The sequence below is a fragment of the Arthrobacter sp. sptzw32 genome, from assembly GCF_059089735.1.
Genome location: NZ_JBNHEZ010000009.1, coordinates 17221 through 32507, shown reverse-complemented (window position 1 = coordinate 32507; position 15287 = coordinate 17221). Strand labels below are relative to the sequence as shown.

17 protein-coding genes are annotated in these 15287 nt (G+C 64.7%); 3 read left to right on the top strand and 14 right to left on the bottom strand.

Features of this window, described 5'->3' with window-relative positions:
* Positions 1 to 3: 3 nt before the first annotated feature.
* The 6 genes from AC5RVN_RS16010 to AC5RVN_RS15985 all read right to left on the bottom strand — a co-directional run bounded on the left by AC5RVN_RS16010 (position 4) and on the right by AC5RVN_RS15985 (position 5893).
* On the bottom strand, positions 4 to 1071 hold the full coding sequence (locus tag AC5RVN_RS16010) for an asparaginase (protein WP_494138595.1): 1068 nt from the start codon (positions 1069 to 1071) through the stop codon (positions 4 to 6).
* Positions 1072 to 1112: 41 nt separating this feature from the next.
* Positions 1113 to 1814 (bottom strand): FadR/GntR family transcriptional regulator, encoded by a 702-nt coding sequence (locus tag AC5RVN_RS16005; protein WP_494106126.1) that lies wholly within the window; start codon positions 1812 to 1814, stop codon positions 1113 to 1115.
* A gap of 168 nt (positions 1815 to 1982) precedes the next feature.
* Positions 1983 to 3095: a thermonuclease family protein gene (locus AC5RVN_RS16000; protein ID WP_494042322.1), complete on the bottom strand. Its 1113-nt coding sequence runs from the start codon at positions 3093 to 3095 to the stop codon at positions 1983 to 1985.
* A 230-nt stretch (positions 3096 to 3325) separates the two neighbouring features.
* Positions 3326 to 4258, bottom strand: a complete 933-nt coding sequence (locus tag AC5RVN_RS15995) for a prenyltransferase/squalene oxidase repeat-containing protein (protein WP_494138594.1) — start codon at positions 4256 to 4258, stop codon at positions 3326 to 3328.
* Positions 4259 to 4270: 12 nt separating this feature from the next.
* The gene (locus tag AC5RVN_RS15990; RefSeq protein ID WP_494042320.1) at positions 4271 to 4888 is read right to left on the bottom strand and encodes a uracil-DNA glycosylase family protein; all 618 of its coding nucleotides are present in this window, start codon (positions 4886 to 4888) and stop codon (positions 4271 to 4273) included.
* Positions 4889 to 5152: 264 nt separating this feature from the next.
* Positions 5153 to 5893: an alpha/beta fold hydrolase gene (locus AC5RVN_RS15985; protein ID WP_494138593.1), complete on the bottom strand. Its 741-nt coding sequence runs from the start codon at positions 5891 to 5893 to the stop codon at positions 5153 to 5155.
* Between the two features lie 73 nt (positions 5894 to 5966).
* Here AC5RVN_RS15985 and AC5RVN_RS15980 point away from each other — a divergent pair, with 73 nt between their 5' ends.
* Both AC5RVN_RS15980 and AC5RVN_RS15975 read left to right on the top strand, forming a co-directional pair.
* Positions 5967 to 6665 carry a helix-turn-helix transcriptional regulator gene (locus AC5RVN_RS15980; RefSeq protein ID WP_494138592.1) on the top strand — a complete coding sequence of 233 codons (699 nt, stop codon included), beginning with the start codon at positions 5967 to 5969 and terminating at the stop codon, positions 6663 to 6665.
* Positions 6666 to 6709: 44 nt separating this feature from the next.
* Positions 6710 to 7228, top strand: coding sequence for a hypothetical protein (locus AC5RVN_RS15975; RefSeq protein WP_494138642.1), 519 nt, complete (start codon positions 6710 to 6712; stop codon positions 7226 to 7228).
* Between the two features lie 25 nt (positions 7229 to 7253).
* Here AC5RVN_RS15975 and AC5RVN_RS15970 read toward each other — a convergent pair whose 3' ends face one another.
* The 5 genes from AC5RVN_RS15970 to AC5RVN_RS15950 form a co-directional block, all read right to left on the bottom strand.
* Positions 7254 to 7634, bottom strand: coding sequence for an RNA-binding S4 domain-containing protein (locus AC5RVN_RS15970; protein WP_494042316.1), 381 nt, complete (start codon positions 7632 to 7634; stop codon positions 7254 to 7256).
* A gap of 40 nt (positions 7635 to 7674) precedes the next feature.
* Positions 7675 to 8802, bottom strand: a complete 1128-nt coding sequence (locus AC5RVN_RS15965) for a sulfite oxidase (protein ID WP_494138591.1) — start codon at positions 8800 to 8802, stop codon at positions 7675 to 7677.
* Positions 8803 to 8910: 108 nt separating this feature from the next.
* Positions 8911 to 9774: an SDR family oxidoreductase gene (locus AC5RVN_RS15960; RefSeq protein ID WP_494138590.1), complete on the bottom strand. Its 864-nt coding sequence runs from the start codon at positions 9772 to 9774 to the stop codon at positions 8911 to 8913.
* Positions 9775 to 10779 (bottom strand): aldo/keto reductase family protein, encoded by a 1005-nt coding sequence (locus AC5RVN_RS15955; protein ID WP_494042313.1) that lies wholly within the window; start codon positions 10777 to 10779, stop codon positions 9775 to 9777. It lies immediately after the preceding gene.
* A gap of 27 nt (positions 10780 to 10806) precedes the next feature.
* Entirely contained in the window at positions 10807 to 11487 is a 681-nt protein-coding gene (locus AC5RVN_RS15950; RefSeq protein ID WP_494138589.1) for a hypothetical protein, read from the bottom strand.
* Between the two features lie 162 nt (positions 11488 to 11649).
* On the opposite strand from AC5RVN_RS15950, the gene AC5RVN_RS15945 reads away from it, so the two are divergent.
* Entirely contained in the window at positions 11650 to 12048 is a 399-nt protein-coding gene (locus AC5RVN_RS15945) for a YchJ family protein (RefSeq protein WP_494042311.1), read from the top strand.
* On the opposite strand, the gene AC5RVN_RS15940 is transcribed toward AC5RVN_RS15945, so the two are convergent.
* The 3 genes from AC5RVN_RS15940 to AC5RVN_RS15930 all read right to left on the bottom strand — a co-directional run bounded on the left by AC5RVN_RS15940 (position 12049) and on the right by AC5RVN_RS15930 (position 15188).
* The gene (locus AC5RVN_RS15940) at positions 12049 to 12786 is read right to left on the bottom strand and encodes a hypothetical protein (RefSeq protein ID WP_494138588.1); all 738 of its coding nucleotides are present in this window, start codon (positions 12784 to 12786) and stop codon (positions 12049 to 12051) included.
* A 64-nt stretch (positions 12787 to 12850) separates the two neighbouring features.
* Positions 12851 to 14872 (bottom strand): acyl-CoA dehydrogenase family protein, encoded by a 2022-nt coding sequence (locus AC5RVN_RS15935; RefSeq protein WP_494138587.1) that lies wholly within the window; start codon positions 14870 to 14872, stop codon positions 12851 to 12853.
* Between the two features lie 58 nt (positions 14873 to 14930).
* Complete coding sequence (locus tag AC5RVN_RS15930; protein WP_494138586.1) at positions 14931 to 15188, bottom strand: hypothetical protein; 258 nt, start codon at positions 15186 to 15188, stop codon at positions 14931 to 14933.
* Positions 15189 to 15287 lie beyond the last annotated feature (99 nt).

Sequence of the window (15287 nt, the reverse complement as noted above, 5' to 3'; positions counted from 1 at the left end):
TCCTTACAGGGCTTCGTTGGCGGGTACGGACAGGGCAGTTTGGGGAAGGAAGTCGGTAGCCTGCAGCAGGCCTACCTGCTGGCCGCCGCCCAGTACCGGGGCGGTTGCGATGCCGGCGAGCGGTGCGGTGTCAACACCCAGTGCCTCGAGAAGCCTGACGGTGGCCGGCATCCGGGCGCGGTCGCCGCCGTCGGAAATCTTGACAGCCACGGCACTCCCATCGGCCAGGCCTACCAGCTGCACGCCTTCGAAGCCGTCCTTGGCTACGGAGCCCGGGAGCAGGCGCATCAACCCGGTCACGTCGCGGCCTTCACCGGCCACCATGTCCGGGTGCTGCTGCATGGCGAGTCCGACGGCGGCTTCCGCACTTCGCGGAGCCTGCCCGCCGACGTCGTGCGCACCACTGCCGGCGGCGGCGCGGGCGAGGAGGCCGAAGGCGCGGGCCATGCCCGGCAGGGTGAGGGCAAACAGCGGGGTGCCGCAGCCGTCGGTGCTGACAGTGACCGGTTCCTCATCCGTCAGCTCCTTCACCGTTGTGGCGACCAGCTGCTGCAACGGGTGCGAGGGATCAAGGTAACCCTGGACGGGCCAGCCGTTGATCACACAGGTGGCGGCCATGGCGGCGTGCTTGCCGGAGCAGTTCTGCGTCAGTTGCGTGGCCGCACCCCCGCTGCGCAGCCATTCCTCGCGCTCGCCGGCGCCATAGGGGAGGTCGGTGCTGTTTTCGAAGGCCGTAACGGTCAGCCCGTGCAGGTCGAGGATGCGCAGTGCTCCCTCGCGGTGCTTTGCAGCGCCGGAGTGGCTTGCCGCTGCCAGGGCAAGGAGATCGGCGGGCAACTCCAGGCCGGCGCGGACCATACCCACGGCCTGCAGCGGCTTGAGGGAGGATCGGGGGTAGAACGGGGCCAACGGGTCACCTGCTGACGCCACAATTGCGCCGTCTGCTGCAACGGCGATGGCTGACCCGTGGTGCACGCTCTCCACCAGGCCGTCGCGGATGGCGGTGACCAAGGGGGCGTGCTGCGGGAGCATTGCAGCAGTGTGGGCAGCAGAAAGTGCAGGGGATGGCATGGGGTCCTTGTGTGTGGTGTGGCGTGTTCGGTTTGCGGACGTTAGTTGTTCAGGATGGAGTCGAGGGCGAGGCCGACGGCGTGCAGGTGCCGGGCCATGGCTTTACTCGCGGCTTCCGGTGAGCCTGCCTCGATGGCGGCCAGGATCTCCTGGTGTTCGAGGTCTGAGGCGTGCTGCCGGTCTGCCACCATGTTCAGGGTTTCGGACTGGTGGGCCAGGGCGCCGCGGATGTCCGCCACCACGCTGGCGAACACCTTGTTGCCGCTTGCGCGGGCGATGGCGGCATGGAAGTTCGAGTCCAGGGTTACCCACGATTCCGGATCGGTTTCGGTGGCCATGGCGGCGACAACGCTGCGGAGTGTCTCCAGCTCTTCGTCGCTGCGGCGTTCCGCGGCCAGACCGGCTGCGGGTACCTCGATGTGCGGGCGTGCTTCGGTCAGGTCCCGGGCTGAGTACTGGCCCAACGTGAGGTCGTTGGCTACTTTGTTGGCGACGACGAAGGTCCCCTTGCCCGTTTTGGTAACCGTCAGGCCAAGGGCAGTGCAGGAGCGGAGTGCTTCGCGAATGACGGACCGGCTGACCCCGTACTGCTGGGAGAGGGTTGCTTCCGAGCTGAGTTTGCTGCCCACCGCCAGTCGCTCCGACTCGATGTCCTTGCGGATGGTACTGAAGACGGCTTCCGCGGCACTAAGCCGTGCGAGGGGAGCAGGCTGTCCTGCTGTCCGGCTGTCTGACAGGTTCACGCCTTAAATATGGCAGGCGTCACAAGCGGCTGTCAATGCGGGGCTTCAGCTGACGCGTGCCCGGTCCTCTATCGAGCGCAGGATGCCGAACAGCTTGACTACCCGGTCATCACCAGCAAAAACGGGTCCGAGAGCGGAGCGCTCCCCGGACCCGTTGCCGACAATTGGTTAGCAGGGGGTCCAGCTCTTCCCGCCAGGTGCGTAACATCTTGGACCTGTGTATTTGGAAGGTGCCGGTGGTACATACGGGGCAGGAGCCGGCGGAACATACGGCTGGGGAACCGGGGCCACGTACGGCGCCGGTGCCGGCAGCCTACGGAGCCGCTCTGCTTCCGCGGCGGCCTGGCGGGCGGCTTCCTCCGCAGCTGCCTTGGCCGCGGCAGCCGCTTCGTCGGCAGCCTTCTTTTCCGCCGCTGCACGTTCTTCTGCAGCCTTCTTTTCTGCGGCAACGCGGGCTTCGGCCGCCAGGCGTTCCTCTTCGGCCTTCTTTTCGGAAGCTGCCAGCGTCGACTGCTGTGCCTTGAACTCGTCCCTTTTCTTCTCTCCCGCAGCGATCTTACTGTCCAGGGCGGAAAGGGCTGTGGCTGTAGCAGCGGCTGAAAGCCCGGCCCAGTAGACGGCCCTGTTGGCGTCCTTGGTTGCAGCAAAAACCGCCCTGAGTGATTTCGCCGCGGCCACCTCAGTGACGAGTACAGCCGCAGCAGCACCGGCCGCCGCTGAAGTTGCTGCTGATTCGGTTTCAGCCGCCCCTTGCAGGGCCTGGGTCGTCGCAGCCAGCTGCGCAGGGAGTGTGCAGTCGATGTCCTCCGAGAAAAGGCCGGCCCCCGCAGTCCTTGCTTCCTCATAGGCTGCCTCGACTGGAGGCAGGAACTTCCGGTTGTTGCCGAATTGCACCGGTATCCCCAAACCTTCCCGTGCAATTTCTGCATTCACCAGTGACCCGTCCGGAGTGAAGACCCCGGCAAGGGTCCGGCCAAATTTGTCGTGCCTTTCAACATCGAACTCCAGCCGTACCTGGGTGCCTTCGGGAAGCACCTCTTCAAGGTATTTCGAGGCCTGCGGCCCGAGGCATTCCACCGGCTGATTCGGATCCTTGGTCTCAGGAGTGTCCACGTTGAGAAGCCGGATAGTGTGGTCCCCGTTGTTGATGGAGACAACCAAAGTGTCACCGTCAACCACTCTCACCACCGTTCCCGAGTCTTCATTTGCCGCTGCTCCAACTGCCACAGAGCCGGCCACTAAAGCTGTGGTGGCCAATGTGGTGATTATCAGTTTCTTCATCTACTGCTTTCGATAGGACCTTGCGCCAGGTCTTCGTAGCTGAAGGGACTAATCCTCGGGCGAACCTGAATGCTTTCTATAAATGCTGGCCATCCAAACTCAAGATTTACTCAAGAGAAAGTCAAGATCGAAGCAGTTCTGTTCCTCCTGCAACTAATAAGAGGGCCAGCAGTGCCTGAGGGATGGTCAGGGCCCCGGAGCGGGTTCCCGGGCCACTCCACAGGCGGCAGTTACGTGCCCTCGAACCACCGCAGTACCCGCAGGGCACGGAGGGTGTTCCATCGGCTTGGTTGTCCGTCACCGTCCTCGAGATCGAAGTGGACCTTGCCCGGGTGGGTGTTTTCCAGCAACCAGCTCCCATCCGGCTGCTTCTTCGACTGAACATTCTGAACTGCCTCTTCGAGGCGTTCATCAGGGGTGCCGCCGGCTGCGCGGAAGTAGTCGAGCCCGCGAAGGAGGTCGTAGTACCAGCGGGTGGGGTAGGAGAACTGCAGCCATGTGCTGTTAATGAGTTCACCGGTTGAAATCCGCCTGAGTAACTTGCGCTCCAGGAAGTACTCCTCGCCGCGGCGCCGGGCCTCCCGGGATTCCGGTGTTCCCCCGGTGGCCCGCTCATGCTCCAGGAGCCCTTCCAGAACGCAGATGGTGGTGTGAAAGGAAGAGCGCGTGGACCCTCTCTCGGCCTCACAATTCCAGCCGCCGTCAGCCAACTGTTCGCGTGTCAGCCGCTGTACCACCGAGTCAACTTTTTCCCCGAAGTATGCCCCGAGGGCGACAGTCATCCCATTGATGCAGGGCTCCACTTCGCCCTCAAAAAAGGGCTGGTTGCCTTCCTCCCAGCGGCTGTTGTCACGGACAAGCGCAATCGCTTGCCGTGCCGCAGGGCTGGCGGGGTCCAGGCCGAAGTCGCGCAGGAGCAGCAGGCTGTAGGTGGTGGCCGTCCAGGGCTGGTTGTCAGGGTCGTCGTCGTGAGCTGGCCAATAGGTGCCCCCGGCCCATTGTCCGTCCGTACCCTGCAGGGCGAGCAGCCTGGCACCCCAACCGTGGTTCGCAACCCGGTCGCGTTCGGCTTGAAAATCTTCGGCTGGAGCGTCTGCGAGGTCGCGCAGGACCTGCCAGCGGATTGCGGGATCAGAATCGAGCAGCCAAGCCAGCAAATCCATTGGCATTACCAGTCAGAGGTGTTGGATGCCGGCCCTCTGCATGGCGTCCTTGTAGATTGCGACGCTCTTGGCAAGCAGCTCTTCCTGCTTGGCTTCCGAGACGGCAAACGCCCGTCCGCCCAGGGCGGTGGCTTTGTAGACTTTGATGCCGCTGTTTTTCAGCGACGAGTGGTAGGTCTTCTCGAACAGGGTGAGGAATGTTGATGCGTCCGTGCCGTGGGCAATGATCGCGGAAACCCGGGAGTTGATCTTGAGGAACTGGCGGAAGGGCCGCAAACCGTCCGTCTTTTCCTGCACGCTCAAAGCCGACGGCATGCCAGGATCACGGACCCAGGGGTAGGCGTTCCACGGCATCACGTAGCGGGGGTCAAGCTCGGCGAGCTCGTAAATCTGGGTGGCCCGTCGTGCTGCTTCGTCGTCGTTGTAGTGCGAGACAAATCCCGACTCGGTGCCCTTTCCGGGGCTGACCTGCAGGCTGACGATCCGGCATTCGTCTTCGTCGTGCACCGGGTCGATGTAGGGGACGGTGGAGCCCGGCTTCTTTTCCATCAGTTCGTCGCAAAGCTGGGTTACCTTCGCGATGTTCGGTTCCTGTAGCAGGGCTTTCTTTTCGTCCCAGTCAATCGTCACGATTTCTCCCTCAGCAGCAAGGCGTCCAAAATCAGGCGTCTTAGGCAACTCTACGCTTTTGGGCGGAGGGGTGGGCAGGGAAACTTCTCAGTCAGGGAACCTCAGCCTGGTTGGCTCGTTCTTTGTGAAGAGGTTTGACTGGCATCGGGCCCTGCTGACGGTGCCTGAATCAGGACCTGACGCAGTTAGACCACTCACTTTAGAGGGAACACGTCGTGAGGTCCCACCAGCAGATTGTCGAAGCGGACGGCTTTACCGGTCACTTCATTGGGTTCGGGAAGCCGCTGTTTGAATGGCTTTGGCCAGGTCGCGGGGGCGGCTCCACATAGGCCAATGCCCCGTCGGGAGGTCAACGGCGTCGAGGTGCTCGATGTTAGCAACTTCGGCAAACATGGCATGGCCTGTGCGGGCCAGCTCCAGCACCTGCGCGCTCGGCATAGAGCAGCACACCAGGGTGGTCCGGACTTTGTGGCGGGCATCGTTCGTGAGCTCCACGGGCTGACGAAGTACGGGGCCGGGCTCGGGGACGGCCCGGGCCCGAAAACGCTCGAGGACTTCTGTGCTCAGGCCTTCGAGGCTCGCCTGCTGCGCGAGGATGTCGAGGGACGGCAGTGGAAGCTCCTCCAACTCCTCCGGGAGATGTGGGGCGAAAGTGCTTCCCGTCGCCACAGGGCCGGAGTCGACCCACACCACTCGATGGACAAGTTCGGGGTGTCGGTCAAGGACGAGACTGACAGGGGCGTTCGCCCCGCTGTGAGCGACGAGAGTTGCGGGCTGATCCGCCGAGGCCCCGAGTTGGGTGATGACGTCCAGGACTGCTGCGGCTTGATCGTCGAGGGTCTTCGCCGCACGCCCGGGATCGTCCGCGTCGAGACCGGGCAGTGTCATCGCGATTGCACGAGCGTGGTCGGTTGTCAGGTGTTCAAGGACTTCATCCCATGCCCATGCGCCCAGCCAGTGACCTGCGATGAGAATTATGGTCGGACTGTCTGTAGTAGTTGTCATGCCATTACCCTCGCAGGCACTGCGGACAAGGGTGTGTCACTATTTAGGTCATGAATTTGTCGGGGTCTGAATTGTGAAGCGCGCCGAACGGCTACATGCTCTGACAGAGTTGTTGGGCCGCAGCGGGGCGCGGGGGGTTTCCGCCGAACGGATGGCACGAGAGTTCGAGGTGTCAGTGCGCACCATTAAGAGAGACCTCGATGCGCTGGAGAGCAGCGGTGCACCTCTATGGTCCCGCCCTGGTCCGGGCGGTGGCTACGGATTAGCTGCAGGCGCGTCCCTGCCGCCTGTCAGCTTGTCCCCGGCGCAGGCCGTGGCGCTCATGGCAGCCGTATCCGCTGCACCCGATGCCCCGTACGCCGATCTGGCGGCTGCAGGAATCAAGAAGATCCTGGACGTACTCGATCCCATAACCCGAGCACGGGCCGATGAGCTGGCCCTCCGTGTCTGGGTCAACGCGCCGCCCTCGTCTTCGCGCGCAACGAAGTCGGCACTGGAGGAGGCGATGGCCGAGCAGCGAGTGCTTCGCATCCGCTACACATCAGGAGACGAAAGGACGACCACCCGCGACGTTGAGCCAGTACTGTTCGCCTCCAGGAACGGCCAGTGGTACCTGGTGGGGTGGTGCCGACTGCGCAACGCAATGCGATGGTTTACAGTGTCACGCATCGAGCGGGCAAGCGTAACCAAAACTGCTTGCAGCGGCCATACCATCCACGAGGTCGGAGAACCGCCAGCTAACGCCAGGCCGGTGCACGGTCGGGGCGCGTGAGTCACTCAATCAACGCTGCCGAAGCGATGCTGTTCAATGTAGGGATGCAGTTCACCAGAAAGGGCCTGAGAGACGACGGCTTTGCAGGCTTCAGGCCCTTCAACGACCTGGAGGTTATGCGGGTTCCGCAGGGAACCGGCGTCTTCGCTGTCCTGCAGCCCGAAGAGTTCCAGCCGGAATTCCTGACGAAAAGCACAGCCGGGGTCTTCAAGAAGAAGGACCCTTCCCTGCCCCAGCCGGCCCTTGCGGCGGAGTGGGTGGATGCCGCCGTCGTGCTTTACCTGGGTAAAGCAGGCCCGGGCAGCAAAGGCAACCGAGGCCTGCGGCGGCAGGTCCAGGAGTTCCTGGACTTCGGGCAGGGAAAGCCGCCCGGGCATTGGGACGGGCGGCTGGTCTGGCAACTCAGGGACGCCGGGCAGTTGCTGATCGCATGGAAGGAACTGCCCGCCGCAGCCCTGGCCCAGGCTGAAGCGGACTACCACACAGCCTTTATTGAGGAGTACGGGCAGCTGCCTTTTGCGAACCTCGTCCGGGCCCGGGCCCGGGCCCGGGGCGGGAATTAAGCAGCGTCACAAGGGCCGGACTCGGTCAAGCGCCGCGAAGACGTTCCATCTCGCGGCGGTCCTTCTTGGTGGGCCGGCCCGTGCCACGGTCGCGCTGCGGCAGGCCCAGAGCAGGAGCAACAGGCCGCGGGGGAGTGTGGTCCGTGAAGCAGTGCGATGCAGCTTCCGCACCCACGCGCTTGTTGATCAGCCGGCGCACTTCGAGGATGCGTTCATAGCCCGGCATCCTGACCGTCACCGTGTCACCGCTGACCAGTGTGGCTGACGCCTTCGCTGGGCTGCCGTTCAGCCTCACGTGGCCGGCACGGCACGCGGCCGTAGCCGCAGAGCGCGTCTTATAGGCCCGGATGGCCCACAGCCACGCATCGATGCGGACACTGGCGGGGGAGGAAGGAAGGCTGGTCATGGCTGGCACCGAGTATAGCCCGGCGCCTGTACGCAGGCCGCTACTCCACCCGGACGTTGATGCGCTGCACCATGTTGTTGCCGAGTCCCTGGTAGTTCCAGTTTTGCGCTAGGGGCTGGGTGGCACCGCTGGCGTCGGTGGCGCGGCAGGCCAGTTCATGCTTGCCCGGGTCAGCCACCCACGGCAGCGTCCATCGCCGCCAGGTGAATCCACCCGCAGATTCCTCCAGGTGGGCCGGCAGCCACTTCCCGTCGATGCCCACTTCCACCGCAGTCACCGCAGCATGCCCGGACCACGCCCGGCCCTGCAGCATCACAGGACCTGGCGGTACTACCCGTCGGCGTGTGAAGAAGTCCGGGATGCCCGGCGGGACCATCAACGAACGCACCCTCATCCGCGTTACCGGCCTCCCGGCGTCGTCCGCTGACTCCTGGTAACGGTAGGCCACCGCCTGCTGGTATCCCGTAAAGGGGGCCGTGACCACCTCGATGGATTCCAGCCACTTCACGCTCGTCATGCCGTACCAACCCGGAACCACCAGCCGGAGCGGGTAGCCATGCTGCGGCGGCAACTCAGTGCCGTTCATCTTGTATGCGAGTACGACGTCGGCACGCATCGCTTCATGGACCGGCACGCTCCGCGCGTACCGCTGCGTAACGCCGCCCTGGATGCCGGCATCCGCCCCGGTGAACACCACCTCGACGGCGCTCGGAAGGATCCCGGCTTTCCCCAGAAGGTACGCGAGCGGAACCCCGGTCCAGGCTGCTGTGCCTACTCCTTCCAGGAGCCACGGCTGGCTGAGCGGCCTGGGTTCCAGGAGTGAGCGGCCATTGCCCGCGCACTCCAAAGTGACCGGGACGGTGATGGCGGGGTCCTTCCGCAGCGCCGCCATGCTCAATTCCAGTGCACGTTCAACAGCCCCGCTGATCCGCAGGTGCCAGGCAGCGGTGTCGATGAACGGGATGTCGAAATGCGTGAGGACGTAGTGAAGTCCCGGCGGAGTGATGTCGCGGCGGAGCGCCTCGAGGGGCATGGAGTGGTTGCGGGCGCCCAGCTGGAGTTCCTCGCGGGTAAGCGGGACTGTGGTGGGCGCAGTTGTCAAGGAACCAGGCGGTCCCTGCTGTTCAGCTGGACGGGCGGGCTGGGGGTTCCTGAAGATCTGCTTCATGGGGCTGCGTCCTTGCGGCTGGTTCGGCTTGGCGGGCTGAAGGGGTCCCTGCCTCAGGTTTACGCCCGCCCCGCCAGCCCGTCAACGCCAAAAGCGTTCCCTTTTCCGCTATAGCTGCGGCCGCTTCAGGAACTCCGCCAGGCTGATCGGATCCTGGCCTGTCAGTCCGTAGACATCAGGTGAAATCCCTGCCAGTTCACCTGCCCGCATCGCCGTGTAAGTGCTGACCCACGCGTCCACCTGCCAGGGCGGCGCGCCGTAGGAGGCGCGGGAGGCGTAGGCTTCCTCCACTGTCTCCGGGTGATAGGTGATGGTGCGGCCGGTTCCCTCGGTAAGGATCCGGGCAGCGTCGGCCAGTGTGAGTTCTTCAGGCCCTGTCAGGTTGTACGTCTGTCCCTTATGGATGGCGGGGTCGCGCAGCACCGCTACGGCACAGCGCGCTAAATCTTCCCGCGCAACCCCGGAGAACACTCCCTCGCCGGCGGGCCCCCGCACCACGCCGTCCCCGTCCGCCAGAAGGGGCAGGAAATCAAGGTAGAAATTGTTGCGCAGGAAGGTATAGTCCATCCCCGAATCACGGATGTGCTGCTCGGTGCCGTAGTGGTCCCGGGCTAGCGTGAAGGTGGCATCCGGCGCCGCGCCGTAAAACGACGTGTACACGATGTGCTGCACTCCGGCGTCCGCTGCGGAGTCCACAAAACTGCGGTGCTGCTGCAGCCGGTCCGCTGTTTCTGCGGCGGACACCATGAACAGGACCTTGGCCCCTTCCAGGGCCGCGCGGGCAGCAGATGAATCCGAGTAGCTGGAGACCAGTGCCGAAGCGTTTTCCAGCTCAGGTGCACGTCCGGCGTCGCGGACCAGGAGGCGCTGGGCGGATCCGGCGCCGGCAAGCTGCCGCGATACCATTCCGCCCAGGCCGCCTGTGGAACCGGTGACGGCCAGATCCGGCAGTTCCGGACGGGACCCCACCACCTAGTGTTCCCGCTTGGCCGGGGACTTGGTCTGCTCCGGATCACGTTCGGCCAGGGAGCCGATGGCGTCGTCAATCTTCTTCATGACTTCCGGTTCCAGTTTCACCCCAGCCGCCGCAACACTGTCAGCGATCTGCTCCGGCCGGGAAGCACCAATGATGGCCGAAGCCACGTTGGGGTTCTGCAGCACCCAGGCCACGGCCAGCTGGGGCATGGAAAGCCCTGCTTCCTCCGCTACGGGCTTGAGCTCCTGGACCCCGGCAAGGACGTCATCCCGCATCCAGCGCTCGATCATCTTGGCGCCGCCCTTCTGGTCCGTGGCCCGGCTGCCTTCCGGTGCGGGCTGGCCGGGCAGGTACTTGCCGCTGAGGACGCCCTGGGCCATGGGGGACCAGACAATCTGGGACACGCCCAGTTCCTCCGATGCGGGGACAACCTCGGCCTCGATCACGCGCCACAGCATGGAGTACTGCGGCTGGTTGGAGATGAGCTGGAAACCGAGTTCCTTGGAAAGCGCATGGCCGGCACGCAGCTGGTCAGCGGACCATTCGCTGACGCCGATGTACAGGGCTTTGCCCTGCCGAACGATGTCCGCAAACGCCTGCATGGTTTCTTCCAGCGGGGTTTCAAAGTCGTAGCGGTGGGCCTGGTACAGGTCCACGTAGTCCGTCTGCAGCCTGCGCAGGGACGCGTTGATGGATTCCATGATGTGCTTGCGGGACAGGCCCAGATCGTTCTTTCCCTTGGGGCCGGTGGCGCCGTAGACCTTGGTGAAGACCTCTATGGACTCACGGCGCTCGCCCTTCAGGGCTCCACCCAGAACGGTCTCCGCGGCCGTGTTGGCGTAGACGTCCGCCGTGTCGAAGGTGCTGATACCGGCATCCAGGGCGGCCCTCACGCACTGGGAGGCGACGTCATTCTCCACCTGGGACCCGTGGGTCAGCCAGTTGCCGAAGGTAATTTCCGAGACTTTGAAGCCGCTGTTTCCGAGGTATCTGAATTCCATGGGTTTCACGCTAACCCAGATGGTTGCTCAGGGTAAGGGCTGTTTACCCCTATGTGGGCCGGCTTTGGCAGAAGAGCCCTTGGCAGCGGTTCCCGGGGCTCCGTCATTGGAAGAGGTTGCTGTGAGGGCCTGTGCCTGGGCCTTCCCGGAAAGCGACACCAGCGATCCGGTGTCCAGCGGGGCCACCGGACGCAAAGCCTGCGCCTTCTCAAACGACCGCGGCACCCGGCCGGGCCGGTGGTCCTCCAGCGCCGACTCCACCAGCGGCGCAACCTCCGCCACCTGGTCGGCAGGTACATGGGGATCGGGCAGGTCGCGGACTGAGAGCTTGATTTCCGGTGCTGCCGCCCGCGCCCTGGCCATTGCCCTCGCGTCCGCCTCCGCAACAGCGGAAGCCCAGTCCTCGGCAAGGACGGGGGAGTCGGGGCGTGCGGCTGCCGCCCCCGGGTGGCGTACGACGGCGGTGCGCAGCGCCGGGCGAAGGTTCGCGGGCTTGAGCGCGCTACGCCAATCCCGGGCCGGGCGCTTGCTTTCCCCGCTGCTGCGCCAGCCGAACAACGCCATGAGCATGACGGCGGCGAGTCTGCCTATTCCCGCAAGCACCAGCGTGATGACGCCCAGCAGAAAGAGGATCAGGAACATCAGGAAAGCTACTCCCACCGTGCCTAAAAAGGTCAGGTTGAGGATGAGCGTATCCGGATTATCCACGTCATCTCTCCTCTCTGCCGGCCCCAAAGCCCGCACCTGCGCCCCTCTGCCAAGGCAACAGCTCCTTCTCCACCATACGGATTTTTACTGCACTGTGCCGCCGGGCGGAGGGGCGCGTCCGGGTTGTTTTAAACCTGTTACCTGATATGACACCATCGGGTCATGGCTGAAGACCGGAGACTGGAAAGCTGCATGTGCCTGTCCGGCGAGCCGTACGGCGCGTGCTGCGGCCGGTTCCATAGCGGGGAGGCGGAAGCAGCCACGGCGGAGCAGCTGATGCGCTCCCGGTACAGTGCCTTCGCGCTTCATGACAGGGCCTACCTGCTGCGGACCTGGCACCCGGCGGAGGCTCCTGCCAACCTGGACTTTGATCCGGACCTGCAATGGCGCCGCCTGGATATCGTCTCCACCAGCCGCGGCGGCCCGCTCGACGTGCAGGGGACGGTGGAGTTCAAGGCCTGGTTCCGGCACGGTGCCGAACGCGGCACGCATCATGAAGTCAGCCGGTTTGCCCGCGAAAACGGCCGCTGGTTTTACGTGGACGGCAAGATCCTGGCCTGACTACGCGTTGTCGTAGTCCTCGTCCGGGGTGAAGCCGGCCTTGTCCACCTTGCGGTGGAACCGCATGCCTGCCAGGCCGCCCAGCATCGCTCCTGCCAGTGCCACAAGGGCCACCACGACAGCGGCAATGATGCTGGTGGTGGTCAACTGGCCCTCATTGACAGGTATCCGGGGGAAGCTGTTGAGGTTGGCCAGCACGTTGAACTGCTGTCCCGCCACGAGGCCCAGGATGGAGACGAGGACCGCCACGATCAGCGCCCAGATCCACACCATGAGGCCCTGCTTGGCGCCGTTGAAGCGCGCCATGCGCCCTGCCACGTAGCCGCCGCAGTAATAGGACAGGAACAGGATCACCAGCAGGACGATGATGCCCACCAGGCCAACGGTGCCCGTGTTCGAGGCTGCCTGGTTTACTGCCTCATTCACGTCTGTGTTGGTGGCAAGGCCAACGGCCGTTCCCGCCGCTGCCACGAGGGCCGTCAGGAGCACCGCCATGCCGGTGGCCGTGAGCCAGCCGAAGAAGGCCGACCCCACCTTGATGCCGCCGAACCGTTCCTTCTCCCTGGCGACGGCGGTGTGCCGGTCCGTCAGGCCGGGATCAACAGCAGGTGCCGAAGCCGCGGGGACGTAGTCCCGCTCTGCGTAGGCGGCAGTTGACCCGGAGTCCGGTACCCGCTCGTCGCCGTCCTCGCGGGCGCGTCGTGGGGGCAGGTTCTCTGGGTCGGTTGAGCTGCTCATGGCTCAACTCAACCATCGGGAAACAGAGATAGCAAGGATGCTTACTATTTTGTGACCAGTGGCGTCAGCGGTAGTTGCGGCGCAGGTTTTCCCTTTGCGAGGGCCCGGGCGAGGCGTCCGCAATCCACGGCCCGGTGCCTTCCGACTGGTCCACCACGCCCACCTCCAGCCACGTGTAATCGCCGGCCAGGACCTTCCGCGCCAGCCGGTGGTCGCCGTCGTCCGTGTTCCGCCACAGCTGGTCGAAGTACTCATCCACGCGCACACGGGCCTGCTCGCAGTACGCCTCCGCGAGTTCGTAGGCACTGGCTGCCTTTTCCGGGGCGGTGTGAAGCAGCATCTCCGCGCGCGAGCAGCACGCCGTCATGGCGAACAGTTCCGCACCGATGTCCACCACCCTGCCCAGGAAAGCCTGCTTGCGTTCCAGCTTCGCCTGCCACCGGCCCATGCCGTAGAAGGTCTGCCGGGCCAGGCGCCGGGACGAGCGCTCCACGAACCGCAGGTGCTTGGCCAGCCGCCCGAACTCGCTGTACGAGCGCGGATCCATACCGGCGCCGGCCACCAGCTTGGGCAGCCACCGGGCATAAAAGCCGGAAGCGCCGACGGCGGCCCTCGCCTTGTCGGACAGGCTCGCGTCCAGGGACGCGAGGTCGCCGGCGGCCGCCAGGTGCGCATCCACCGCTTCCCGGGCGATAAGCAGGCGCATGATCTCAGAGGAACCCTCAAAAATCCTGTTGATCCGCAGGTCCCTCAGCTGCTGCTCGGCCGGTACCGCCCGCTCACCGCGCGCCGCCAGGGACTCAGCCGTCTCAAAACCACGGCCGCCGCGAATCTGGACCAGCTCGTCCGCTATCCGGCAGCTGATCTCCGTAGACCAGAGCTTCGCAAGGGCAGCCTCAATCCGCACGTCCTTCTGGCCGGCGTCGGCCAACTCGGCAGAAAGCTCAAAGACTGCGTCCAGCGCGAAGGCCGACGCGGCAATGAAAGCAATCTTCTTGCCCACGGCCTCGTGCTCACCCACAGGCCTGCCCCACTGCGTGCGGGCGTTGGACCACTCCCGTGCGATCTTGAGGCTCCAGCGGCCCGAGCCCACGCAGAGGCCCGGAATGGAGAGCCGGCCCGTATTCAGGGTGGTGAGGGCAATCTTCAGGCCCTGGCCCTCCCGCCCCAGCCTGTTGGCAGCCGGGACGCGCACCTGGTGGAACCGGGTGACGCCGTTCTCGATGCCCCGCAGGCCCATAAACGCATTGCGGTTCTCCACCGTGATGCCCGGTGAGTCCATCTCCACGACAAACGCGCTGATGCCGCCCTTGTGCTTGGTGCCGTCCGGATCCGTGCGGGCGGGCACCACGGCCATCACCACCACCAGTTCCGCGATCACCCCGTTCGTGGTCCAGAGCTTGACGCCGTCCAAAAGGTAGGCCTCGCCATCGTCCGTCGGCGTTGCCGTGCTGCCCATGCGGGCAGGATCGCTTCCCACATCCGGTTCCGTAAGGAGGAACGCCGTGACCGCGCCGGCGGCGCAGCGCGGCAGGTACTCCCGTTTCTGCTCCGGCGTGCCAAAGACCTTGACCGGCTCGGGAACGCCAATGGACTGATGGGCGGAAAGAAGGGCGCCAAGGCTCGGGTGGACACTGCCCAACAGGGCCAAGGCCCTGCCGTAGTACACCAGCGACAGCCCCAGGCCGCCGTACTCCTCGGGAATTTTCATCCCGAAAACGCCGAGGTCTGCCAGCCCCCGAAGATATTCGTCAGGAATCCTGGCCTCGCGCTCAATGATCCGCCCGTCCATGGTCCGCACGTATTCCATCAGGCGCGCCATGAAGGCCTCGCCCCGTTGCACGTCCGCAGGGTCCGGGGAAGGCCAGGGGTGGACAAGGCTGAGGTCGAAACTGCCAAGGTAGAGACCTTTAGCGAAGCTCGGGCGGTCCCAACCGGTTTCCCGGGCGGCCTCGGCAACCGCCCTGGCCTCGTCCGCGGTGACGCCGGCACCGATCTTGCCGGCCGGGACCGGGGTTTCCTCCGCCGGGGCTTCTGTTGCCGGGCTGGTGGTGGTTTTGGAGGGGCTGTCAGTGGCGGAGCTCATGGGGCATCTCCTTGGCCGGATAGCTTTCTTAGCCAGGTCCGCCGGGTTGGAGAACCCTTCAGCTGTCTCCCAATATTACCCGCGGGTAGGATCCCGTGCTAGGGGAAGGCTGTCCCTGAAAGTCGGCGCCGGCGTCCATCGCGGCAGCGCGCCCCACCAGCCGGTACCAGGCAGCGTTGATGCCGTGGACCACGGCGAGGAGCGACTTGGAAACCACGGTCCAGCCAAGCTTTCCCGCTCCCAAAAGCACCAGCGCCACCAGTCCTGCCGTAAGAACAAAGGCGGCCAGGATGAACGCGAACAGCAATGTGCCCACGAATACCAAGGTAGCGGTTTCCACTGAGCTTAAATCGAACTGCATAAGTCCCCCTGCTGCGACGTTGCTCTGGTTGAAATCAGTAGCACGAGCGTAGGG